The organism is Dietzia sp. MNB45, assembly GCF_051994785.1.
Classification (GTDB): Bacteria; Actinomycetota; Actinomycetes; order Mycobacteriales; family Mycobacteriaceae; genus Dietzia; species Dietzia kunjamensis.
Genome location: NZ_CP163397.1, coordinates 17,468 through 39,974, shown reverse-complemented (window position 1 = coordinate 39,974; position 22,507 = coordinate 17,468). Strand labels below are relative to the sequence as shown.

23 protein-coding genes are annotated in these 22,507 nt (G+C 68.8%); 12 read left to right on the top strand and 11 right to left on the bottom strand.

The window, feature by feature from the left end:
* Position 1 precedes the first annotated feature (1 nt).
* Positions 2–682 carry an aminodeoxychorismate/anthranilate synthase component II gene (locus AB5G72_RS00190; RefSeq protein WP_185952167.1) on the bottom strand — a complete coding sequence of 227 codons (681 nt, stop codon included), beginning with the start codon at positions 680–682 and terminating at the stop codon, positions 2–4.
* Positions 683–770: 88 nt separating this feature from the next.
* Here AB5G72_RS00190 and crgA point away from each other — a divergent pair, with 88 nt between their 5' ends.
* Entirely contained in the window at positions 771–1,037 is a 267-nt protein-coding gene (crgA, locus tag AB5G72_RS00185) for a cell division protein CrgA (protein WP_067716511.1), read from the top strand.
* Positions 1,038–1,382: 345 nt separating this feature from the next.
* Positions 1,383–1,850 (top strand): PH domain-containing protein, encoded by a 468-nt coding sequence (locus AB5G72_RS00180; RefSeq protein ID WP_440220645.1) that lies wholly within the window; start codon positions 1,383–1,385, stop codon positions 1,848–1,850.
* Between the two features lie 81 nt (positions 1,851–1,931).
* On the opposite strand, the gene AB5G72_RS00175 is transcribed toward AB5G72_RS00180, so the two are convergent.
* Both AB5G72_RS00175 and AB5G72_RS00170 read right to left on the bottom strand, forming a co-directional pair.
* Positions 1,932–2,666: a rhomboid family intramembrane serine protease gene (locus AB5G72_RS00175; protein WP_154830883.1), complete on the bottom strand. Its 735-nt coding sequence runs from the start codon at positions 2,664–2,666 to the stop codon at positions 1,932–1,934.
* Positions 2,667–2,818: 152 nt separating this feature from the next.
* Positions 2,819–3,349: a peptidylprolyl isomerase gene (locus AB5G72_RS00170; RefSeq protein WP_167457879.1), complete on the bottom strand. Its 531-nt coding sequence runs from the start codon at positions 3,347–3,349 to the stop codon at positions 2,819–2,821.
* A gap of 71 nt (positions 3,350–3,420) precedes the next feature.
* On the opposite strand from AB5G72_RS00170, the gene AB5G72_RS00165 reads away from it, so the two are divergent.
* Genes AB5G72_RS00165 through AB5G72_RS00150 form a run of 4 tightly spaced genes read left to right on the top strand, consistent with a single transcriptional unit; the run spans position 3,421 to position 7,036 of the window.
* Positions 3,421–4,167, top strand: coding sequence for a hypothetical protein (locus AB5G72_RS00165; RefSeq protein ID WP_440220644.1), 747 nt, complete (start codon positions 3,421–3,423; stop codon positions 4,165–4,167).
* Complete coding sequence (locus AB5G72_RS00160; protein ID WP_440220643.1) at positions 4,164–4,691, top strand: GNAT family N-acetyltransferase; 528 nt, start codon at positions 4,164–4,166, stop codon at positions 4,689–4,691. Before AB5G72_RS00165 ends, AB5G72_RS00160 begins: the two co-directional genes overlap by 4 nt.
* Before the next feature lie 39 nt (positions 4,692–4,730).
* Positions 4,731–6,053, top strand: coding sequence for a TrpB-like pyridoxal phosphate-dependent enzyme (locus AB5G72_RS00155; RefSeq protein WP_440220642.1), 1,323 nt, complete (start codon positions 4,731–4,733; stop codon positions 6,051–6,053).
* Between the two features lie 53 nt (positions 6,054–6,106).
* Positions 6,107–7,036, top strand: coding sequence for an SDR family oxidoreductase (locus AB5G72_RS00150; RefSeq protein ID WP_154830880.1), 930 nt, complete (start codon positions 6,107–6,109; stop codon positions 7,034–7,036).
* Positions 7,037–7,155: 119 nt separating this feature from the next.
* Here AB5G72_RS00150 and AB5G72_RS00145 read toward each other — a convergent pair whose 3' ends face one another.
* A complete protein-coding gene (locus AB5G72_RS00145) occupies positions 7,156–9,021 on the bottom strand; it encodes an ABC transporter ATP-binding protein (RefSeq protein WP_067716547.1) in 1,866 nt (621 codons plus the stop codon).
* A gap of 240 nt (positions 9,022–9,261) precedes the next feature.
* Here AB5G72_RS00145 and AB5G72_RS00140 point away from each other — a divergent pair, with 240 nt between their 5' ends.
* Entirely contained in the window at positions 9,262–10,746 is a 1,485-nt protein-coding gene (locus AB5G72_RS00140; RefSeq protein WP_276534142.1) for a fatty acid desaturase, read from the top strand.
* A gap of 67 nt (positions 10,747–10,813) precedes the next feature.
* Positions 10,814–11,449 carry a TetR/AcrR family transcriptional regulator gene (locus AB5G72_RS00135; RefSeq protein ID WP_244294399.1) on the top strand — a complete coding sequence of 212 codons (636 nt, stop codon included), beginning with the start codon at positions 10,814–10,816 and terminating at the stop codon, positions 11,447–11,449.
* A gap of 28 nt (positions 11,450–11,477) precedes the next feature.
* Here the strand turns inward: AB5G72_RS00135 and AB5G72_RS00130 are convergent, their stop codons facing one another.
* A complete protein-coding gene (locus tag AB5G72_RS00130) occupies positions 11,478–12,233 on the bottom strand; it encodes a PaaI family thioesterase (protein ID WP_440220641.1) in 756 nt (251 codons plus the stop codon).
* An 11-nt stretch (positions 12,234–12,244) separates the two neighbouring features.
* Between AB5G72_RS00130 and AB5G72_RS00125 the strand changes: the two genes are divergently transcribed.
* Positions 12,245–13,063 (top strand): SDR family NAD(P)-dependent oxidoreductase, encoded by an 819-nt coding sequence (locus AB5G72_RS00125; RefSeq protein ID WP_067719997.1) that lies wholly within the window; start codon positions 12,245–12,247, stop codon positions 13,061–13,063.
* A gap of 37 nt (positions 13,064–13,100) precedes the next feature.
* Here AB5G72_RS00125 and AB5G72_RS00120 read toward each other — a convergent pair whose 3' ends face one another.
* The 3 genes from AB5G72_RS00120 to AB5G72_RS00110 are packed head-to-tail and all read right to left on the bottom strand — an operon-like array spanning position 13,101 to position 16,080.
* Positions 13,101–13,814 (bottom strand): PaaI family thioesterase, encoded by a 714-nt coding sequence (locus AB5G72_RS00120; protein WP_154830877.1) that lies wholly within the window; start codon positions 13,812–13,814, stop codon positions 13,101–13,103.
* A gap of 29 nt (positions 13,815–13,843) precedes the next feature.
* The gene (locus AB5G72_RS00115) at positions 13,844–14,593 is read right to left on the bottom strand and encodes a PaaI family thioesterase (protein WP_440220640.1); all 750 of its coding nucleotides are present in this window, start codon (positions 14,591–14,593) and stop codon (positions 13,844–13,846) included.
* Positions 14,590–16,080 carry an FAD-dependent oxidoreductase gene (locus AB5G72_RS00110; protein WP_440220639.1) on the bottom strand — a complete coding sequence of 497 codons (1,491 nt, stop codon included), beginning with the start codon at positions 16,078–16,080 and terminating at the stop codon, positions 14,590–14,592. The genes AB5G72_RS00115 and AB5G72_RS00110 overlap by 4 nt, the downstream gene beginning before the upstream one ends.
* Before the next feature lie 52 nt (positions 16,081–16,132).
* Between AB5G72_RS00110 and AB5G72_RS00105 the strand changes: the two genes are divergently transcribed.
* Together AB5G72_RS00105 and AB5G72_RS00100 are read left to right on the top strand one after the other, a co-directional pair.
* Positions 16,133–16,687: a nuclear transport factor 2 family protein gene (locus AB5G72_RS00105; protein WP_120285670.1), complete on the top strand. Its 555-nt coding sequence runs from the start codon at positions 16,133–16,135 to the stop codon at positions 16,685–16,687.
* A gap of 10 nt (positions 16,688–16,697) precedes the next feature.
* Positions 16,698–17,186 (top strand): hypothetical protein, encoded by a 489-nt coding sequence (locus AB5G72_RS00100; RefSeq protein ID WP_440220638.1) that lies wholly within the window; start codon positions 16,698–16,700, stop codon positions 17,184–17,186.
* On the opposite strand, the gene AB5G72_RS00095 is transcribed toward AB5G72_RS00100, so the two are convergent.
* On the bottom strand, positions 17,183–18,415 hold the full coding sequence (locus tag AB5G72_RS00095) for an MFS transporter (RefSeq protein ID WP_440220637.1): 1,233 nt from the start codon (positions 18,413–18,415) through the stop codon (positions 17,183–17,185). The two genes, AB5G72_RS00100 and AB5G72_RS00095, sit on opposite strands and share 4 nt — an antisense overlap.
* 357 nt (positions 18,416–18,772) lie before the next feature.
* On the opposite strand from AB5G72_RS00095, the gene AB5G72_RS00090 reads away from it, so the two are divergent.
* Positions 18,773–18,955, top strand: a complete 183-nt coding sequence (locus AB5G72_RS00090; protein WP_440220636.1) for a hypothetical protein — start codon at positions 18,773–18,775, stop codon at positions 18,953–18,955.
* A gap of 1,526 nt (positions 18,956–20,481) precedes the next feature.
* Here the strand turns inward: AB5G72_RS00090 and AB5G72_RS00085 are convergent.
* Both AB5G72_RS00085 and AB5G72_RS00080 read right to left on the bottom strand, forming a co-directional pair.
* On the bottom strand, positions 20,482–20,811 hold the full coding sequence (locus tag AB5G72_RS00085; protein ID WP_440220635.1) for a histone-like nucleoid-structuring protein Lsr2: 330 nt from the start codon (positions 20,809–20,811) through the stop codon (positions 20,482–20,484).
* A gap of 860 nt (positions 20,812–21,671) precedes the next feature.
* Positions 21,672–22,490: a hypothetical protein gene (locus tag AB5G72_RS00080; RefSeq protein ID WP_440220634.1), complete on the bottom strand. Its 819-nt coding sequence runs from the start codon at positions 22,488–22,490 to the stop codon at positions 21,672–21,674.
* Positions 22,491–22,507: the final 17 nt, after the last annotated feature.

Here is a 22,507-nt window from a genome sequence, read left to right as displayed (position 1 = left end):
GTCAGGCCAGGGCGGCGCCGCGGGTCCGGTCGAGCTCGGATTCCAACCGCACGACCAGCGTCTCCGAGGGCCGCTCGCCGCACATCCCCAGCCAGTTGGCGAGCATCCGGTGTCCCCCGTCGCTCATCACCGATTCGGGGTGGAACTGCACCCCGTGGACGGGCATCTCGCGGTGACGCATCGCCATGACCAGGCCCGAACCGGTCCACGCGGTGGGAACCAGTTCGTGCGGGATCGTCTCCGGCAGGACCGTCAACGAGTGGTAGCGCGTGGCCGTGAACGGGCTGGGGATACCGGCGAGGACTCCCGAGTCGTCGTGCGTGACCTGACTGGTCTTGCCGTGCATGAGCTCGGCGGCCCGGTCGACCGTCGCGCCGAAGGCCTCCCCGATCGCCTGGTGGCCCAGGCACACTCCCAGCACCGGGACGCCCGCGTGTCCACAGACCCCGATCAGCGGGATCGTGGCCCCCGCCCTGTCCGGCGTTCCGGGACCCGGGCTGAGCAGGACTCCGTCGTACCCGCTGACCACGCTCTCCAGCCCGGCCACGTCATAGCGGCCGTCCGGGCCGGCGAGCCTGGGGTCGTCGTTCCGCCACACGTCGCACTCCGCGCCCAACTGGCCCAGGTACTGGACGAGGTTGTAGACGAAGCTGTCGTAGTTGTCGACGACGAGGATGCGCATAGACGCAGCGTACTGCCGTCGCACGGGTGAGCGTCGGGGGCGGGCTTGGTAGAGTGGCCCCGACATCCCCCACCAGTTCGAGGACTCCATGCCCAAGTCAAAGGTCCGGTCCAAGACCGAGTACACCGACGCGGCCGTCAGCCGCACCCCCGTCAAGGTCAAGGGGACCCCGACCGCGCGGTGGTACCTGGTGCTCATGCTCGCGCTGATGATCCTGGGCCTGCTCTGGCTGGTGACGTACTACATCGCCGGTGAGCGGATCCCGTTCATGGCCTCTCTCGAGACGTGGCAGAACTTCGCGATCGGTTTCGGTCTCGCGGTCGTGGGGCTCCTCATGACCATGAACTGGCGCTAGCCGGCCCGCCCGGCCGCACTCCCCGGGAGCATTTCTCCCGTTCCACAGGTTTATCCACAGGTCACCCCCCGCCCGGCGCGGGGGGTGACCTGCATTTTCTCTGAGAATGCTGCATCTATGCAGGTCACGGGGACGGTAGTGGGACAACGAGCGTCTCGGCCTTCCCCTTCCACACCCCTCACACGCTGTGGACAACTCCCTCCACACTGGGGATAACGCCTGTGTGTTGACGATGACGACGACGCCGCAGGTCGGGACCGCGTCGACTCGAACGGCAGTCGAACTCCACCCGTGTTATTCATCCACAGTGTGGATAGCGCCTGTGGATAGGGGAGGATGTCCGGCATGAGTGGTGACGCCGTGTCGGGAGCCGGTCCGCGGGCGGCGTCGTGGTCACCCGGGGCCCTGTGGCCGGGCGTGCAGATCCTGCTCGGGGTGGTCCTGGTGGTGATCGGCCTGCAGCGGCAGGATCCGCTCGCACTGCTGCTCACCGGCCCGGCGGCGCTGTTCCTCACCCTGTCGGGTGTGTCCCACCTGGTCCGGCGGCCCCGACTCGAGGTGGTGGACGGGCAGTTGGCGATCAAGAGGCTCCGCCGCGTGGACTTCGTCCCGCGGTCCGAGGTGGTGGAGGTTCGCCTGCTGGGGGTCTCCCGATGGGGGGCGCGGCAGCACCTGCTGCGACTCGAGTACACGGACGAGCGGGGTCGCGAACGACTGGACGTGTTCACCCGGCTCGATCTGGGGGCGGATCCACGGGACGTGGTCGACGCGCTGCACCGTCTGGGATTCGGGGCGGTCGGCCACGGCCGGTGAGGGTCAGACCGCTCCCGGCGGACGACGCGGGGGTCGGACGATGTGGGGGTCGACCGACGCGGGGTCAGACGCCGGTGGGAATCAGCGGGTGACGAGGAACCCGAACGTCATGGTGTCGGCCGCGAACCACCCGGCGGCACCGACCGACCCGACCACGACGAGGAAGCCGGCCCACGAGACGACCTCGCGGCCCGTGCGGCCCACACGCCGCGGCATCCGGCGTGGCACCACCACCAGAGCGAACGCGGCGACGGCGCCGGCCGCGAGCCCGCCCAGATGGGCCGCGAGCGAGATGCCGGGCACGAGGAAGCTCACGCCGACGTTGAGGACGAGCAACACCCCGATTCCCCTGACGTCGAGGCGCATCGACATCGCCACGATCGCGTACGCGCCCATCAGGCCGAAGATCGCCCCGGAAGCGCCGGCCGTGAGGGCGCCCTGGCCGTAGAACATCACGGCCACCGACCCGCCCAGCGCCGAGCCCAGGTAGAGGGCGAGGAAGCGGACGTGCCCGATGCTGCGCTCGATCCCCAGTCCGAGGATCCACAACATGTACATGTTGAGCAGCAGGTGCATCGGGCCGAAGTGCTGGAACGCCGAGGTGAGCAGACGCCACCACTCGTCCCGGGCCGCCACCAGCGGCGGGAAGAGCGCCGTGGCCTCGAACAACGGCGACGCGTTGTTGGTCAGGAAGCTGCGCGCCTGCACGACGGTGGCGGCGTAGACGGCCAGGTTGGCGGTGATGATCCACGCCGTGACCGGCTGGAGGCGGAAGAATCTCGCGACCGCGCCACCGCGTCGGGTCTGGGTGCTCATGTCTCCCGGTTATCCGTGCTGCGTCTCGTTCGTGCGGTGTCCCGTCCCCGCCTTGTCCCTGCCGCGTGCCGGCCCTGCCGCGCTGCGGACAGACCGGCGGCGCGGGTCCGGGAATCCGGAACCCGCGCCGCCGGTCGACCGGGACCGCTCGGTCAGGAGATCTCGATCGACTCGATGACGACGTCGTCGGTCGGCCGGTCCATCGCACCGGTCTTGGTGGTCGCGATGGCGTCGACGACCTTGCGCGACTCCTCGTCGGCGACCTTGCCGAAGATCGTGTGGCGGTTGTTCAGGTGCGGCGTGGCGCCGACGGTGATGAAGAACTGCGAACCGTTGGTGCCCGGGCCGGCGTTGGCCATGGCCAGCAGGTAGGGCTCGGAGAACTGCAGCTCCGGGTGGAACTCGTCCTTGAACTGGTAGCCCGGTCCGCCCCGGCCGGTGCCGGTGGGGTCCCCGCCCTGGATCATGAACCCGGAGATGACGCGGTGGAAGATCGAGCCGTCGTAGAACGGTCCGCTCTTCTCACCCTTGGCGTTGGCCTGGGAGTAGTCCTTGGAGCCGTCGGCGAGACCGACGAAGTTCGAGACCGTCTCCGGGGCGTGGTTGCCGTACAGCTCGATGACGATGTCACCACGGTTGGTGTGGATGGTTGCCTTCTGCGTTGCGATGCTCACGCCACCCATCCTGCCACGCCGCAGGGACCGATGTCGGCGAGGTGGTGGTCGGTGTCGGGCCGCTGTGCCACCATCTACCCATGAGCAAACGAAGCGATCGCGCCGACGAGCGTAGGGCCGTCAAGCAGGCGCAAAAGGACCTGGACAAGGCCGGCACCGCCGCCCGGAAGGCGTTCGACCTCAAGGACCCCCGCTTCCTGGGCGAGGCAGCAGTCGCCGCCACCCGTGGACCGGTCGGCCTGGCCCTCTTCGGTGCCAGCCGCGGTATCCAGGTGATCCGGGATCGTCGCGCCGAGCAGGCCGAGCTCCTGGGCGATCTCGCCGCGGACGCGAGGCAGCACGCCTCCGCGCTGCGAGAGCAGACGTCGGCTCTGGCCACGCCGCCCCAGAAGCGCAACCCGCTGCGCCGCTTCGCGCCGCTGTGGATCGTGGGCCTCGCCGGCGGCGCCGCCGTCGCGGGTGCCACGGCCTATTTCCTTCGTGGCCAGGGCTCGCCCACCTCGCCGTCGGCGCCCACCCCGACCCCCGCCCCGCCGCGGACACCCACCCCGGCAGAGGCGGCCGCCGAGGGGCGCGACCAGACGACCGGCTCGGCGCCCGCGGCCACGACCGGCCCCGGCGTGACGGGTGACCCCGTGGGTTCAGAGACCGGTGAGGACCTGACGATCGAGTCCGCCGATCCCGAGGGGCCCTCGGACCAGTCCGCCGACACCTCCCCCGCCGCGGGCAGCGCCGTACCCGGCCCGGCGGCCGGGTCCGCACCGCAGCCCTCGGACGATCAGCCGGTCGGCGACGCCTCCACGGACGGGACCGCGACCGACAAGTGATCGACCGGGACCCGATCCCCGACGGCTCTGCAGTCGACGACACCGCAACCGACGACACCGCGCTCGACGACACGGCACTCGAGGTCATCGCGTCGAGCCTGCCCGAACTGGGCCCCCTTGACGTCCACGCGCTGTACAAGCTGCGCGTGGACGTCTTCGTCGCGGAACAGGACTGCCCGTACGCCGAGATCGACGACGTCGACGCCGACCCCGGCACGACGCACCTGCTGGCCCGTACGACGGACGGTGCGATCGTCGCGACACTGCGGGTGTTCGGATCGGACGCGGGCGACGGGGTGATGCACATCGGTCGTGTCTGCACGACGCCCGCCTGGCGGGGCCGGGGCATCGCGGCGCGGCTGATCCGCCGGGGGCTCGTGCTGTGCCGGGACCGGCCCGTCGAGATCGGGGCCCAGGCCTACCTGGAGAGGTGGTACGAGCAGTTCGGATTCGCGCGGTGCGGGCCGGACTATCTCGACGGGCGGATCCCCCATCTCCCCATGCGGCGCGACCTCCTAGGATGAGACCCGGCTCACCCCCTTCGATCCCTCCCGAGGACACACATGACGTCTGACGCTCCCTCCGGCTCGCTGGTAAAGGCTCTCCTCCCGGAGAGCGAGATGCCGACGCACTGGTACAACATCCAGGCCGATCTCCCCGAGCCCATGGCACCGCACCTGCACCCGGGAACCAGGGAGCCGCTCGGTCCCGAGGACCTCGCCCCGCTGTTCCCGATGTCCCTCATCGAGCAGGAGGTCACGCCGGAGCGCTACATCGAGATCCCCGAGGCGGTGCAGGAGATCTACCGGCTGTGGCGGCCGTCGCCCCTGATCCGTGCCCGCCGCCTGGAGAAGGCGCTCGGCACGTCGGCGCGGATCTACTACAAATACGAGGGCACCAGCCCGGTCGGCTCACACAAGCCCAACACCGCGGTCGCACAGGCCTACTACAACGCCGCCGAGGGCATCACCAAGCTCACCACCGAGACCGGCGCCGGCCAGTGGGGCGCCTCTCTGGCGTTCGCCGGTCAGGCCTTCGGCATCGAGGTGGAGGTGTGGCAGGTCAAGGCCTCGTTCGAGTCCAAGCCGTACCGCCGGATGCTCATGGAGACCTTCGGCGCCTCGGTCCACCCGAGCCCGTCGGACCTGACCGAGGCGGGACGCTCGTTCCTGGCCAAGGACCCGGACACCCCCGGTTCGCTCGGCATGGCGGTCTCCGAGGCCGTCGAGGTGGCCGCCGGCGACCCCGAGGCCCGCTACTCACTGGGGTCGGTGCTCAACCACGTGTGTCTGCACCAGACCGTCATCGGCGAGGAGGCCCTCAAGCAGCTGGGCATGTTCGGCGAGGACGCCCCCGACTACGTGTACGGCTGCGCCGGTGGCGGCTCCAACCTCGCCGGGTTGGCTTTCCCGTTCATCCGCGAGAACCTCGCCGGTGCCCGGACGCAGATCATCGCCGTCGAGCCCACGGCGTGCCCGTCGCTGACCGAGGGCGAGTTCCGGTACGACCACGGTGACGTCGCCGGCCTGACCCCTCTGATGAAGATGTACACCCTCGGTCAGGACTTCGTCCCGGACCCCATCCATTCCGGTGGCCTGCGCTACCACGGCATGGCGCCACTGGTCAGCCACGTCAAGCACCTGGGCCTGCTCGATTCCATGGCGGTGGAGCAGAACGCCGCGTTCGCCGCGGGCGTGGAGTTCGCCAAGGCGGAGGGCATCGTCCCCGCACCCGAGTCGACGCACGCCCTCGCAGGTGCGATGGCCAAGGCCCGCGAGCACACCGGTGAGGCAGGCACCGGACCGTCGATCGTGATCGGCCTCTCCGGTCACGGCTTCCTCGACCTCCCCGCGTACGAGTCCTTCATCCGCGGTGAGATGGGCTGACGCCTCCGAAGACCCCCCGACCGTTCCACACCCTCGATCACAGGAGCCCCCCTATGACCAAGACCATCGACTTCACCGACCGCGTCGCGATCATCACCGGCGCCGGCGGCGGCCTCGGCCGCGCCTACGCGCTCGCGCTGGCCGAGCGTGGCGCCAAGGTCGTCGTCAATGACCTGGGCGGCGACGTCCACGGCGAAGGTGGCACCCCCTCCCTGGCGCAGCAGGTCGTCGACGAGATCACGGCCGCCGGTGGCGAGGCCATCGTCGACGGCAACGACATCACCGACGAGGCCGCCGTCGCGTCCCTCGTGTCGACGGTGATCGACAAGTGGGGCCGCATCGACGTGCTCATCAACAACGCCGGCATCCTGCGTGACAAGTCGTTCGCCAAGATGGAGATGGACGACTTCCGCAAGGTCCTCGAGGTGCACCTCATGGGATCGGTCAACTGCACCAAGGCCGTGTGGCCGCATATGGCCGAGGCGGGCTACGGGCGCATCCTCATGACCGCCTCCACCTCCGGGATCTACGGCAACTTCGGCCAGGCCAACTACGGGGCCGCCAAGTCCGGGCTCGTCGGTCTGATGAACGTCCTGGCGATCGAGGGCGCCAAGAAGAACATCAAGGTCAACGCGATCGCCCCCACCGCGGCCACGCGGATGACCGAGGATCTGCTGCCGCAGCGGGTGCTCGACATCATGGGCCCGGAGACCATCGCCCCCGGCGCCCTGTTCATGGTCAGCGAAGACGCCCCCACCAAGACCATCCTCGGTGCCGGCGCCGGCGTGTTCGCCGTGTCCCAGATGGTCGAGTCGCGGGGCGTCTACCTCCCCGACGACGCGCGCACCCCCGAGGTCGTCGCCGAGCGTTGGAACGAGATCGCGGACGTCACCGACGCCAACCCCCTGGAGTCGGCTTTCGAGCAGACCTCCAAGTACGCCGCGCTCGCCGCCCGCGAGCTGGGCCTGCACCTGGAGAGCTGAGGAAGGGCCGCCGCCGCGACACCCCGCCACCCCGGCACCCGCCGTCGAGAAGAGCGCTGGGCGGCGCGGGCGTGGCGGCGCCGGGCGGGGCGGCGCGGGCGTGGCGGGCGGCGCCGGGGTCACTCCTGGTCGGCGAACTGGGTTTCGTAGAGCTCCGCGTAGCGACCACCGGTGGCCAGGAGCTCGGCGTGCGTGCCCGACTCGACCACCCGGCCGGCCTCGAGGACCAGGATCGTGTCGGCGGCGCGCACCGTCGACAACCGGTGGGCGATCACCAACGAGGTGCGGTCGGCCATCGCCTCGCTCAGCGCCTCCTGGACGGCGGACTCGTTGGTGGAGTCCAACGCACTGGTGGCCTCGTCCAGCACCACCACCGACGGGGCGGCGATGAGCAGCCGCGCGATCGTCAGTCGCTGACGCTCACCTCCCGACAGCCGGTAGCCGCGATCACCGATGACGGTGTCGAGACCGTCCGGCAGCGACCGCACGAGATCCTCGAGCCGGGCCCGGCGCAGCGCGTCCCAGACGAGGTCATCGGAGACCTCCGGCCGCGCGAAGGTGAGGTTGGAGCGGATCGTGTCGTGGAAGAGGTGGCCGTCCTGCGTGACCATACCCACCGTGCGCCGCAGCGACGACGAGGTGACCCGACGCACGTCGAGTCCCGACACCCGCACCGCACCCGAGTCGACGTCGTACAGCCGCGGCAGCAGGGAGGCGATCGTGGACTTGCCCGCGCCGGACGACCCGACCAAGGCGATCATCTGTCCCGGTTCGGCGCGGAAGGAGATCCCGTGCAGGACCTCCTGGCCGCCGCGGGTGTCGAGGACCGCGACCTCCTCGAGCGAGGCGAGGGAGACCTTGTCCGCCGAGGGATAGGAGAACGTGACGTCGTCGAACTCGATGGTCGCCGGGCCCTCCGGGATGGCGACGGCGTCGGGGGCGTCGGAGATGAGCGGTTCCAGGTCGAGGACCTCGAAGACCCGCTCGAAGCTGACGATGGCCGTGACGATGTCCATCGGCGCGTTGGCCAGGGAGGTCAACGGGCCGTACAGGCGGGTGAGAAGCAGCGCGAGGGCCACGACGGACCCCGCGTCGAGGGCGCCGTTGAGTGCGAACCACCCGCCGAGCCCGTAGACGAGCGCCAGCGCCAGCGTGGACACCAGGGTCAGCGAGTTCATGAACACACTCATGAGCAGCGCGGTCCGCACGCCGATGCCGCGGACCCGGCCCGCGCGGGCGGAGAACTCCGCCGACTCCGTCTCGGGGCGTCCGAAGAGCTTGACCAGGGTCGCGCCGCCGGCGTTGAACCGCTCGGTCATCTGGTCGTTCATCGACGCGTTGAGATCCGAGGCCTCGCGGCGGAGCCGCGCGAGCCGCTTGCCCACGTAGCGGGCCGGGAACAGGAAGATCGGCAGCAGCAGGACGGACAGGACGGTGAGCTGCCAGTTGATACCGGCCATCACGGCCAACGTGAGTACGAGCTGCACCAGGTTCGACACGACCCCGGACAGCGTGTCCGAGAACGCCCGCTGGGCACCCATCACGTCGTTGTTGAGGCGACTGACCAGCGCGCCGGTGCGGGTGCGCATAAAAAAGGCGACCGGCATCGTCTGGACGTGGTCGAACACCGCGCGGCGCAGGTCGAGGATGAGCCCCTCCCCGATCCGTGCGGACCACAACCGGGTGACGACCGCGACGATCGCCTCGATGATCCCGATCGCGGCGATGGCGAGCGCGAGGCCGATCACGACCCGGACCGGCGAGGCCTCGACGATCGCGGTGACCACGCGGCCGGCGAGCAGCGGTGTCGCCACGGCGAGGGTGGCCCCGAAGACGGAGAGCACCAGGAAGAAGACGATGCGCCGGGTGTGCGGGCGGGCGAACTGTCCGATCCTGCGGAAGTTCTCGCGGGTGAACACACTGCGGTCCAACGCGATGTTGTTGTTCTCGGCCCGCATCAGCGTGCGCATGGCGGCCTGCTGCATCGTCACGTAGCGGTACTCCTCCCGCGCCGGAGAGGGGCCCCGACGACCGTTCGGTACAACCCGGCACGGGGCCCACGTATTCCGGCCCGCGACCGCGGTGGCGTTCCTCGTCGTCGTCGTCCCGATCCGGTCTTTGGACAAAATCTGGGGTGATGTCTAGACACGGCGGGGGAATTTGTCTAATGTCAGGGGCAACACAGTGGCATACGCCACATCCTGTTGACCCGGAGGTCGTCTGCGATGTCCAGCACCGAGTACATCAGCCCCACCGACGGGGCACCGCACACCCACCACGAGGCGGACGCCGCCGTCGAGCCCTACGCGTGGACCGACGCCAAGCGGTACCTGTGGCTGCTCGGACTCATCCCCGCGATGGGTCTGTTCGTGTCGATGCCGATCGTCGCCGGGTTCAACGCCCTCGGCTGGGGCGTGGCGGCCACCGTCGCCTGGTTCCTCCTCCCCTTCCTCGTCTACGTCGCGATCCCCCTCGGGGACCTCGCCGTCGGCGCCGACGGTGAGAACCCGCCCGACGAGGTCATGGACAAGCTCGAGGCCGACCCGTTCTACCGGTGGTGCACGTACCTGTACATCCCCTTCCAGTACGCGTCCCTCATCGCGGCCGCCTACCTCTGGTCCGCCGACGACCTGTCGTGGCTGGGCTACGACGGGGGACTCGGGATCGCCGCCTCGATCGGCGTCGCCTGGACCGTCGCGATCACCGGCGGTATCGGGATCAACACCGCCCACGAGCTCGGGCACAAGATCGCCGGCAGCGAGAAGTGGCTGTCCAAGGTCGCCCTGGCCACCACCGGCTACGGACACTTCTTCATCGAGCACAACCGCGGACACCACGCCCGTGTCGCCACCCCCGAGGATCCGGCCAGCTCGCGCTTCGGCGAGTCGTTCTGGGCCTTCCTCCCGCGCAGTGTGTTCGGGTCGCTGACGTCGGCCTGGCACCTGGAGTCCGAGCGTCTCGAGCGTCTGGGCAAGAGCCCGTGGACCCTGCGCAACGACAACCTCAACGCCTGGCTCATGACGGTCGTGCTCTTCGGCGGACTCATCGCCGTGTTCGGCTGGGAGATCGCGCCGTGGCTCATCGTCCAGGCGATCTTCGGCTTCTCGCTGCTCGAGGTCGTCAACTACCTCGAGCACTACGGCCTCAAGCGCCAGAAGACCTCCGCCGGCCGCTACCAGCGCTGCCGCCCGGAGCACTCCTGGAACTCCGACCACCTGGTGACCAACATCTTCCTGTACCACCTGCAGCGCCACTCGGACCACCACGCCAACCCCATGCGTCGCTACCAGGTCCTGCGCAGCTTCGAGCAGGCCCCGCAGCTGCCCTCGGGCTACGCCACGATGATGGTCCTGGCCTACGTCCCGCCGCTGTGGCGCAAGGTCATGGACAAGCGCGTCCTGGCCCACTACGACGGCGACATCACCCGCGCCAACATCCAGCCGTCCAAGCGCGAGAAGATCCTCGCCCGGCACGGCGCCGGGTCGACGGCGGTCGCCGAGCAGATCGTCGCGGACACCGACATCGCGACCGATCAGACCTCACCGACCGGTGAGTACGTGTGCCCCAACTGCGGGAACCACTACTCGGAGGCCGCCGGGCTGCCGCGCGAGGGTTTCCCCGCCGGGACCCCGTGGTCGGCCATCCCCGACAGCTGGCGGTGCTCGGACTGCGGCGTCCGCGACAAGGTGGACTTCCTGCCCGTGAAGTGACCCCCGCGTGCGGGGCTCCGATCGGCCCTCCGCCGCCCGGCCCACGGGATCAGGAACAATGGACACCATGCCCCGTCACCGCCCCACAAGTGACCGACGCTCCCCCGGCGACCCCCGCGGGGAGCGTCGGTCACTGCGCTCCACCGTGTTCGAGGCCATGCACGAGCTGCTGGGCTCGCACGACTGGTCCTCGGTGACCATGTCCGACGTGGCCAAGGCCGCCGGTCTCAGCCGGCAGACCCTGTACAGCACCTTCGGCAACCGTCAGGGACTGGCCCAGGCGTACGCACTCCAGCTGTCGGAGACCTTCGCCGGGGAGATCCGCGACTCGATCATCCGCCACCCGGGGCAGATCGAGACCGCGCTGAACGAGGGGATCAACGGGTTCCTCCTGTCGAGCCAGAACGACCCGCTGGTCCGCGCCCTGCTCACCGGCGACATCAAGCCGGACCTCCTGCGCCTCATCACGACCGAGGCCGGGCCGCTCATCGAACGGGCCACCGAGGTGCTCACCCCCGCCCTGTCCGACAGCTGGATGCGCATCGAGGAAGCCCAGGCACGGCTCGCGGCGTCGATCATCGCCCGGATCGGCATCAGCTTCATCTCACTGCCGCCCAACGACCCCGACCAGCTGGCGTCAGGCCTCACCGAGGTCATCGCCCCATACCTCCAGAAGGTCATCCAGGTCGACGTGCAGGGCTGAGCCCCCGGCCCCGCGGGGCCGGGGCGCTCTACGCGCCGTCCGCGATGGTCGACCGCGCACCCGGCTGTCCCGGCACCGGGACGCTCGCCTCGAGGAACAGTCCCCGCGCCTCCACGCACAGCCGGTCGCCGGCGTGGATGGTGGCCTGCGTCCACGTCTTGCGGCCGTCGACCTCGTGCACCCAGGCCCGGAACGTCAGCGGCTGGAGCAGCGGCGTGGGCGAGCGATAGTCGATCTCGTAGTGCGCCGTCATCCCGAAGCGGCCACCCCAGTGGTTGGCGAAGCCCATCATGTGGTCGATGACGAGCGCGCTGATCCCCCCGTGGACACACGCCGGCGGGCCCTGGTAGACGGGACCGAGGGTCACCTCCGCCATCACCGACCCGTCGTCACAGCCGTGGAACTGCACCGGCGGGGCGATCGGGTTCTCCTGCCCGCCGACCGGGTTCGAGCGACGAGTCCCGGCACCCGTCCACATGTTCTCCAGCCGATGTGAGGGCGATGGGACTCGCGGCTCCAGCAGATCAGCGACTTCGGCCAGGCGGTCGGCGATGTCCCCGAGCTCGACCTCGGAGTGCGCCAACGCCGCCGTCGCCTCCCGCAACCTGCGCAGTTCGGCCACCGCGCGGTCCAACTCCGGGTCCGCCGGCGGCAGCTCGGGGACGGGGATCGGGTCGAAGGAGTCCCCGAACCGGCTCCGCGCGGCGTCGAGGGAGAACTGGTCCGGATCCAACCCCGGGAGGGGTACTCCACCGAATCCGGGACGATCGCTCTGTTTGGTCATACTCTTAGAGTATGTCGACACCTGTCAATCCGAAGCCGTTCGATCCCGTTACCTATGGCCCGTGGGCCCTCGTCGTGGGCGGGAGTGAGGGCGTGGGCGCCGAGATCGCGTTCCGCCTCGCCGATCAGGGCGTGTCCTCCGTGCTCGTCGCCCGCAAGGCCGGGCCCCTCGAGGAGACCGCCGAGGCCGTCCGCGCCAAGGGCGTCGAGTGCCGGGTCGTGTCCGTCGACCTCACCGAGCCCGGCGCCACCGAGGGCATCGCCGCGGCCTGCGAGGGCCTCGACCTGGGGCTGCTCGTCCTCAACGCCGGCGCCAACACGTACGGCTCCGAGTTCGTCGAGTCCGACATGACCCAGGTTCAGAAGGTCATCGACCTCAACATCACCTCGCCGATGCAGATCATCCGGCAGTTCGGCCCCGCCCTCAAGGCCCGCGGCCGCGGCGGCATCGTGGTGATGGGCTCGATGGCCGGCTACCTCGGCCACGCCGACATGAGCGTGTACTCCGCGGCCAAGGCGTTCAGCCGGGTCTTCGTCGAGGGCCTGTGGCTCGAGATGCGCGAGCACGGCGTCGACGTCGTCGAGGTCATCCTCGGCGTCGTCCGCACCCCCGCGATGATTCGCGCCGGCCTGGACATGGACCTGCCCGGCTTCACCGTCAGCGAGCCCACCGAGGTCGCCGAGGAGGTCCTGGCGTCCATCGGCAACGGCCCGATCCACGTCTGCGGCGGCGAGAACAACCGCAAGGGCGTCGAGTTCTCCTCCGGCGTCGACCGGGGCCGGATCGTGGCCGGATCCCACAAGCGGATGACGGCGCTGCGCGGGAACTGAAGTCCGACGCGACGCACGCGTCGGTGCCCGGCCGCGGTCAGCCCTCGATGGGCCGGCCGCGGTCGGCGTCCCGGATACCCCTCGGCTCGATGAACAACGCCTCCGCAGTCGCGCAGAGGGTCTCGCCGGTGTGGAGGGTCGCGGTCGCCCAGATCTTGCGGCCCTCCACCCGCTCCTGCCGCGCCTCGAACCGCAGCGGGGCGAACAGCGGCGTCGGCGATTTGTACGAGATCCGCAGGTCCGCGGTCATGCCGACACTCTCCGACGCGGCGTTCGCCAGCCCCAGCATCTCGTCGAAGATCAGCGCGACGATCCCGCCGTGGACGCAGCCGGGAGGCCCCTGGTACTCGATACCCAGGGTGAGGTCGGCCCGCACGGTCGCATCGGGGAACACCACCGGCTCCAGCGGCGGGGACACCGGGTTCCGGCTGCCGATCGCCGGGTTGGCCGCCAGGTGCTCCGGCACACCCCAGGTGGCGTACTCCGACGGCCGCACCACGGTGCCCACGGTCTCGAGGTGCTCGACCAACCCGCGCACGGTGGCCACGGCGTCGTGGACGTCCTCGTAGACGGACCCGGCGACCAGGCCGCGGAGTCGGCGCAGCTCGCGGGCCAGCTCGGTCGCGCCGGACGCATCGGGGTCCTGGCGCAGGAAGGGAGTGCCCTCATCGCTCGCACCGGCGGGGTCCGCGGTGCCGAGGGGGCGGTCGCCCGGGGCGGTGGGGTCGGAAGGGCCGGAGTCGGTCGTCACGGCAACAGAATCTACTCTGCGCCCCGGGGTCAGGCCTCGCCCGCGCCCTCATCCCGGTGCTGCCGGTACGCCGCCACCCACTCCGCGGGCATGACGAACAGCCCCTCGGCGGTGGCGCAGAGGCGATCTCCCGCGTGGACCGCGCCCTGCGACCACACCTTCCGGCCGTCCACCCGGACCTGACGGGCGGTCACCACGATCGGCTCGAGGATGGGCGTGGGGCTGCGGTAGTCCAGGTCCAGGTACATCGTCATCCCGGTGGTCCCCGCGTGGTGGTTGACCCGGCCCAGCGCCGCGTCGAACAGCAGGGCCACGACACCGCCGTGAACACACCCCGGGGGGCCCTGGTACTCCAGCCCGAGCGTCATCTCGGCCCTGAGCGTCCCGTCGTCCAGCAACTCGAACTCGGCCGGCGGGGCGAGGACGTTGGACCGGCCGATGATCGGGCAGTTGGAGGCGTACCGACGCTCCCGCCAGTTGACCTCCTGCCGCTGCTCGGGGCTCGCCGACGCGGCCTCCAGCTCATCGGCCACCCTGCGGATCCGATCGGCCAGCGGGCCCAGGTCGGTGTCGAACATGCCGCCGGTGGTGAGCGCGCGGATCCGGCGAACCTGCTCCACCAGGGCGTAGAGGCCGGCCTCGTCGTCGTCGTCCCTGTCGACCGGACGGCCAGCACCGCGCGCCGGGTCCAACGGCCCCAGATCCACCGTCGGCCGGTCGCGCCGCACGACGGTCACCGGCTCGACAGTCCCCGGCTCGACGGTCACCGGCTCATTCATGCCGGCGCCGACCCGGTCACATCGCCGGCCGCCACCGTGTCGGTGACCCCGGCCGCACCGCGGCCCGCGCGCCGGCCGAAGAACGAGCCGTCGCCCAGGGACGTGCCGGAGATGTACCCGTCGCCGTGCAGACCGTGCGTGCACCGCCCGGCGGCGAACAGGCCCGGGATCGCCTCACCCGCGCGGTCGAGCACCCGCGACTGCAGGTCCGTGTGGAGTCCGCCGAGCGTGAACCCCTGCGCCTTGAGCGGCAGGCCGTTGAAGGTGTCCGGCCCCCCGGCACCCGTCGGATAGGCACCGAACGGCGGCTCGAGCGGGCGCACCCACCGGGCGTTCTTGCCGAACTGCGGGTCCTCGCCACGCTCGGCGCCGGCGTTGTATCGGCGCAGCTGGTCGGCCAGCGCATCGGCGGGCAACCCACAGTCGGCCGCGAGCTCCTCGATGGTCTCGGCGGCGTGCATGGGCTGCATACCCCACAGCTCGGACTCCGGGACGTCCTCGATGCCCTTCTCGTCGATGATCACCCACACCGGCGGGCGGCGGTGATACACGGCCGCGTGGCAGTACAGGCCCGGGTAGACCTCCTCGTTGATGAAGCGCTGCCCGTCGCCGTCGACGAGCATCGCGCCCACCACCAGGCGGGGGATGACGAGCATCGCGGTCTCGGTCTGGTGCATGCGGCGCACGGCCGCGCCGGCCTCGATGCCCATCTCGATGCCGGAGCCGTCGTCGCGGCCGTCGGAGACCTTGTCCTTGCCCAGCTGCTGCGGCGCCCACTGTTCGAGCATCCGGTCGTTGTCCACGAACCCGCCCGTCGCCAGCACGACGCCGCCGGTGGCGCGGTACTCGCGTTCCTCGGAGAACTGCGTGGCCCGGACGCCCGCCACGCGTCCGTCCTCGACGATGAGCGAACGCGCCTTGACGTCGCACTGCAGGTCGACGCCGGCCTTCTGCGCCGTGGCCACGAGGGAGTCCATGAGCACGTTCCCGGCGAAGTTCGGGGCGGGCGGCCGGTGACCGCGCGCTGCCGGGGTGGCCAGGGACGCGTAGGGCTCCGCCCGCTCCCCCATCCACATCAGGCCCGAGTCGTCGCCCGGCATCCAGGTGGGGGTGTCCCACAACTTCCGGTTGAACACCGCTCCGTGCGAGACCAGCCAGTCGTGGTGCTCGACGGCCCCCGCGCAGTAGTCGGCGATCTTCGCCTCGTCGGCGTTGGGCCCGAGCGCGGCCAGGAGGAACGCGCGCATGTCCTCCTCGGTGTCGGCGATGCCCAGGGCCTGCTGGGTGGCCGTGCCGCCCCCCAGGTAGACCTCTCCGCCCGACTGCGCCGAGGAGCCGCCCGGTCCGGAGGCGCCCTCCAGCGCGATGACCGTCGACCCGGCCTCGGCGGCCTCGATCGCCGCGCAGGCGCCGGCGATTCCCATCCCCACCACGATGACGTCCGCCGTCATCACGGCGGGACGGTTGTCTGCACTCTTGTCCGTCATGGTCTGCACACTACTTGTAACGTGTTTCAGTTAGTGCATTAATGTCGGGTTCATGATTGATGGTTCCGACACCGCCCGTCTGGACGCCCTCGAGGCGAGGCTCACCTCGACCGAGACCGGTCTCGCCACCGCGCGGGCCGAGCTGGCCCGCGCGGCCGATGAGCTGGCCGTACTGCGGTTGCTCGCCTCGTACTCCCCCCGCGTCGACTCCGGCGACGCCGAGGGCGTGGCCGAACTGTGGACCGAGGACGGCGTCTACGACGTGGACACCGGCGTACTCGAGGGGCACGAGGGGCTGCGGGAGATGGTGCACGGGGACGCGCACCAGGGACTCATCGCGCACGGGTGCGGGCACGTCCCCGGTCTGCCGGTCGTGCTGCTGGACGGGGACCGCGCGGTGGCGACCGGCTACACGCAGCTCGTGGTGCGCTCGTCGCGCCCCGGGCGCTACACGGTGATGCGGGTGACGGCGAGTCGGTGGGAGCTGGAGCGGCGCGGCCGGGTGGACGCGCCGGACCGCGGGTGGCGGGTCGTGCTGCGCACCGCGCGCGCCGTGACCGACGACGGCGAGGGTCGGGCCCTCCTGGGACGGTCCCGCGAGAGGTAGCGTGGCAGCCATGTACCGCCGACGCCCCGCGGCCGCGAGCCCCACACCGGACCCGATCCTGCGCGCGGGCCGCCTCGCGCTGCTGACCACGTCCGCGGTCCACCTGGGGTTCCAGTCGATGGTCACCTCGGTGGTCTATCCCCAGCTGTTCGACGGTTCCACCCACGGCATCGCCGAGCGCCAAGCCGATCACGCCCGCCGCATCGCCCCCGTCGCCATCACGCTGTACGCGACGGGCCTCGGGGCGGCGGCCTGGGCGGCCTACGGGTCGGTCCGCTCGGCCGAGCGCAGCGGTCTGGGGGCCACCCTCCTCGCGTGCGCCACGGGCGTCGCCGTCCCGGCCATCACCGCCGGAGTGGTCCCGCTACACGTGGGGATCGCCCGGGAGCAGGTCACCGGGCCGCGCATCAGGGCGCTGATGGCCACGGACCGGCTCCGCACGGGACTGGCGGCACTGGGGCTGGCGGCGGCCGCGCAGGCGCTGAGCAGTCGCGACTAGCCGCGGGGGCCCGACCGCCGGGCCCGTCCGCCCGCGCCCGGCCGCGCCACCGCGACCAGGGCACCCACCGCGATCACGCCGACCGCGAGCGCCAGCACGTGGTACGCCGGGATCAGTCCGATGCCCTCGGCGATGACCGCCGCGATCACCGCCGGCACGCCGAGCGAGATGTAGGCCACCACGAACAGGGCCGAGAACACCTGTCCCCGCACCGCCTGCGGCGCGCTCTGCGCGACCAGGGTGTTGCCCATGAGGAACAGCAGGCCCATCCCGAGGCCGGTGAGCCCCGCGGCGGCGATGAAGCCGACGACCGTGCGGGCCTCCAGGGAGACCGAGGCGACGACGAGCCCCACGACGAGCGCGAGCACGCCGAGGACCACCCCTCGCCGCCACCGCGACGGCCCGGACCGCAGGTTCCACCCCAACTGCGCGACCCCGGCCGCCGCCTGCAGGGCCGCCACCACCAGGCCGGTCACGAGGTAATCGGACGCACCCATGAGGTCGCGGGCGATCGCGCCGCCGAGACCGAGGAACACCCCGCCGACGGACCACGAGACGATCACGCACACCGCGGCCAGCGCGAAGACGGACCGGACCTGGGGCGGCACCGACGGCGGACGCACCCGCAGCGCGTCGCGCAGGGTCCCCGATCCACCGGCGGTCTCGGGAACGATCGTGGCGACACCGATGAGCAACGCGACCGTGGCGGCCCCGATCACGAGGTAGGGGTGGACGAGGGGTGACGACGACGAGGTGGCCACCACCCCGGCGAGGAGCACTCCGGCCGCGATGCCGAAGTTGGTGGTGGAGCTGCTGGTCAGGGCGCCCACCCGCGAATCCCGGGTCGGATGGAGCTCGATCAGTGCGGCGGTCGCCGACCCGGTGATGAGACCCACCGCCAGACCCTGGATGACGCGGGCCGCGATCAGCCAGGCCACGGATCCGGCGGCGGCGAGCATGCCCATGCTCACCGCGAGCAGCGTCAGGCCCGCCAGGATGACCGGGCGACGCCCGATCGCGTCGGAGACCCTCCCGAGGAACAGCAGGGGGACGAGGACCGCGAGGGCGTACACGGCGTAGACCACGGTGATGGCGGTGCCACCGACGCCCCAGTCCTGCTGGTAGTCGACGTACAGCGGTGACGGGGTGGCGCTGGACGCGAGGGCCACGGTCACTACGAGGGCCATGAGCACGAACGGGGGCCACGACGCGCGAGGGGTGGGGTGCACGGTCTCCCTATCCGCCGGGGAGGGCGCCTGCCGGGCGGGCGCGCCGGGCGGCGGGTGAGTGGAGCCTAGGGGGATGCACCCCCAAAGCACTTGTTTTGTCTGGTAGGACACCATTTCTGAACCGTCGCTTTGGGCGGGGTTCCGATTGGTTTCCGATACTGACAACCAAAGAGCGACCCCCGTAGGCGCTGGAACGCTTACGAGGGTCTAGACCAGAACAGAGGCACCTGTCATGGCCGTTGCGCCTACTCTATCCGCCCGTCGTCGGCGGGTCCATCCCATCACGGTTGAACTATTCGCCGTGCTCGTCATCGCCGTCCCCGTGTGGAGTCCAGTCATCCTGTGGGTGGTGGGAGCATGAACGGCCACGTGTTCAAGCTCGCGGATGAAGCCGACCTCACTGCCTGCGACCTGAACCGCTGCGCTGACGCACTCGCGGGGGTCGATCCCGTCATGGCTGACAACTTGCGGCGTGCCGCTGAGCGCCTGCGGGCGTCATTGAGGGCAGAAGGCCACCCCGTCACCGTGGACGCACTGTGAGCGCCCTAGAGGGTCGTGCGCGTGTCGTGTCCGCGTTCCTGGCCCGTACCGCCCTCGGAGTCATGCCCCGTGATCCTGCGCTAGGTCTAGCCCTCGCTATGGCGTCTCGTGACCTCGCGGAAGCCCTCGGTGTTTCGATCACTGTCGCCCCCGCCCATACAGTAGGCGAGTCCTCTAAGTCAAGTACCGGGTTGTGAGCATCTCCCCCGGCTTGTTTCGGGGGTTTTGCTGACGATCCGGGCCGTTCCGGTATCCGCGTTTCGTCTCAGTCGTTTCAGGGTGACCCGACTAACTCAGTCACTCCCGGTGTTCTCAATCCCACGAACCGGCGTGGGCGTTCCTCCCTCGGTTCTGCGCAGACGTGGGAGGGATCACGACCAGCCGTTTCACGAAATGTGGAAGGGCTACTTGTCGTGCCGTGACGCGATAACGGGGCATGGTTCGTGGGAAACCGTGGGGAGGGGTCAGCAAAGGCTATATCCCTCTGGGATTCCTTATGGTTGTCTCTAAGGGGAGCCGCCCCACCTATATCAGCCACCAGCCAGAGAAGGGCTTTCCATGACGATCCGAAACGGTCGCTCCTATACCACTTACATCAACTCGACTGCGTGGGAGAAGCGCCGCGAGCTTTACTTCTCCACTCATCCAAGGAAGTGCATCACTTGTGGGGCTAAAGAGGATATTCACCTTCATCACAAGACGTACGCCCGTATGGGTAGTGAACGTGACGGCGATCTAGCTGCGCTGTGTGAGTTCTGCCATTCGACGTTGCACCGGTTCCATAAGCAAGTCGGCGGTAGTTTGCTCGACGCTTCTAACGCTTTCATTTCTGAGTTCGATAAGCCTGCTCCGGGGGGTTGGAAGCGGAAGCCTAGGTCTGAGTTTGTCCCTAGGAATTTGCGGGGCGCTGCGACGGACAAAAAGGGCAGGAAGGTTAGCAAGCTGGATTGGCGGGATGAGGTTCGGAATATTCGGACAGACAAGAGGCGGTAACCGATACCAACGAAACGGGGGTGGTGAGGTCACTGGATAGTGTTTCCCGCTTGGCGGTGCGGCCTGTGAGGGCCTGGGAGACGGTTCCTAGGGTCAAGTATGGGTGGGTTGGTTTGCGGCCTTCTGAGTGCTCCCCCAGTAGCCATGACGAATAAACCCACCAACCCCTTTGCATGGCACGCAACAAATAGGGGCTTTGAAACCTAACTCGCACCCAATCCGTTGCATGTTATGCAAGCATTCTGAAAAGACTTCCCAAGCCGATTACCGGCCCGTAAAGTAACCGGCATGAGAACACTTCACATCAGAGAAGAACACGGGACTACTCCGGTTCGTGTCAGCGTTGAAAGCTACGAACACGGCGGGCGATCCATCGTCATACACACGCGGGAAGCGATAGCTACCGATAAAAGGTGGGATGCTCTGCGATTGGCTGCGTCTATCATTGTCGCTGCGTTCCGCTACTGAACTCGCACAAATGACGAAAGCCGCCCCGGTCCTCCACATGGGAGAGCCGGGGCGGCATCTGTAGATCACTGGGCAGAGTCGAACGCTTCCTCCACATGGGCAGGAATCCGGCCACGATCCGAAACGTCGTAACCATTAGCCTGTGCCCATGCGCGGATAGTGGCGGTGTCCCTCTTGGGCCTAGACGTAGTGGCACGCTTCCGACCATCGGGGCGGCTCGCATCCATCCAGCGGGCGAGGTCATCACGGAAAGCCTGCGCATTCTCGGCACTAAGGTCGATCACACGGGCTTTACCGTCAACAGTGAACCGGATGCGTTCGTGGTCGTCTTCTGCGAGTTCGTCCCCAGTCAGGTCGTCTGTGTATCGGACGATTTCGATTCGTTGTTCTGCCATGCGCTCACGGTAACAGAAAGCGCCTCTGGGGAAGCGATTCTAAGGGCTTGGAATCTCCGACCCTACCTCTACCCCTCCGAGCGGCTGAAAACGTCTCACAGCCCGTCCCCTGAGGCGGTAAACAGCCCTCTGGGACTAGTTTTGTGCCCACCTCTGCTGAGCCTTAGCCATTGATTCAGCCGGACTCGGATTATGCCTTGCATTAGCTGCGTGCTGGCCACGCTCCGACGCCGACATACCCGACGAACCCTGCCAACGGAACCCACCCAAAAGGCGATCAAGAAACGCACGCTGCGCACGAATCTCACCCACAAGCGGATTCATCACATCCTGATTCCGTGACCCACGAACCATCAAACGCCCGTCGGCCTTCTCGGCTTCCCACGCCTTTTCTAGAACGTCAATCTCATCGACCGTGGCCCGGTAAAGCTCGATGCGCCGACGCTCATCCGGGTCAAGCGAAAGATTAGCCACACTCCCGACGCCTAGACGTTCCGCTAGGGCCTGTTCCAACTCTTCTACAGCCCGATCACCAGGCGTCTTACGTTTCCGTCCCATGACGAACCCCTTCTAAAACCATACTGATTCACTACACTAATAAGCACTCGCATACCGATACGCGCCACCTATAACGCTCCCGAACGCCCTTGCACACACCCGCATCGAAGCGTATCGTTGCACGTCAAGCACCATTTCCGCCAAATCAGGCGATACTCCCCTAATGGACATCTCAGTCCTGAGTTCCGCAGCGTTGCTCTGCCCCTATGTCACCCGAGGGCGGGGGCAGGGCGGGGAGGGGCCAACCCCCCCACCCCGAACACCCATGCGAATAGGCACCCTAAGTTAGGTCGCCCTTACTGTCAGTCGGCTACGACCTCGATGCGGTCCGCGTTCTCGATCTGAGTGACCCGGTGGGCGTAGTCATCGCTCGTGGCTGCGGACAACTCGAACCCTGCGTACTCCCCTCGGGCGAGCTTCCGGAGAGTGTCGGTCTCGTCTCGATGCCAGTCGGTCATGAGTCGTCGTGCTTCGTCTCGGCGTGCGAGGTCTGCCGCGTTTGAGCGGGTTTCGCCGCCCTGGTTCCAGCGGCTTGCGGGGGTCTTTTTGATCGGGTCAATGCGACCGGGATCGACAATGAGGCTCAAGGCTCGTGCGGCCTGGGCTACCTTGCCGCCTGTCGCCACGGTTGCGCCAATGGCGGTGTGAGCGCGGACCTTCATGGACAGCTGGTGCAGTTGGGTGAGGGCATCGCCGTATCCGCCACGCACGGCGGTCTCAGCGTTGAGGCTGGCGACGTGTCCGGCTGCGTCTGTGAGGGCTGCGAGGATGCCGCTTACGGTCTCGTGTGCCTGGTCTGTGTAGGTGGGGAGGGCCTGTGTTAGCTGGGCGTCGAGCTGTGCCTGTGTGGTGGTGAGAAGTCGTCCGCGAATGGCGGTGGTTGCCACGTCCACCTTTGCGTTGTGGTTGGCGATGTCCGTGATGATGCTGTCCCACGTTCGGGGATTGGGTGCGGCTGCAAGCTCTGCGGCGGCGTCTCGGGGCTTCATCTCGAACAGGGCCACGGCGGCGTCTCGGCGCTTCATTGTGGCCGTGATGGTTTTGTCCCAGGTGGGTTCGATTCCGAGCGCCATACTTGCGGCGTGGTAAGACTTCTCAATGTTGGTGGTATGAGTGTTCATAGGGTGTCCCTTTCCGG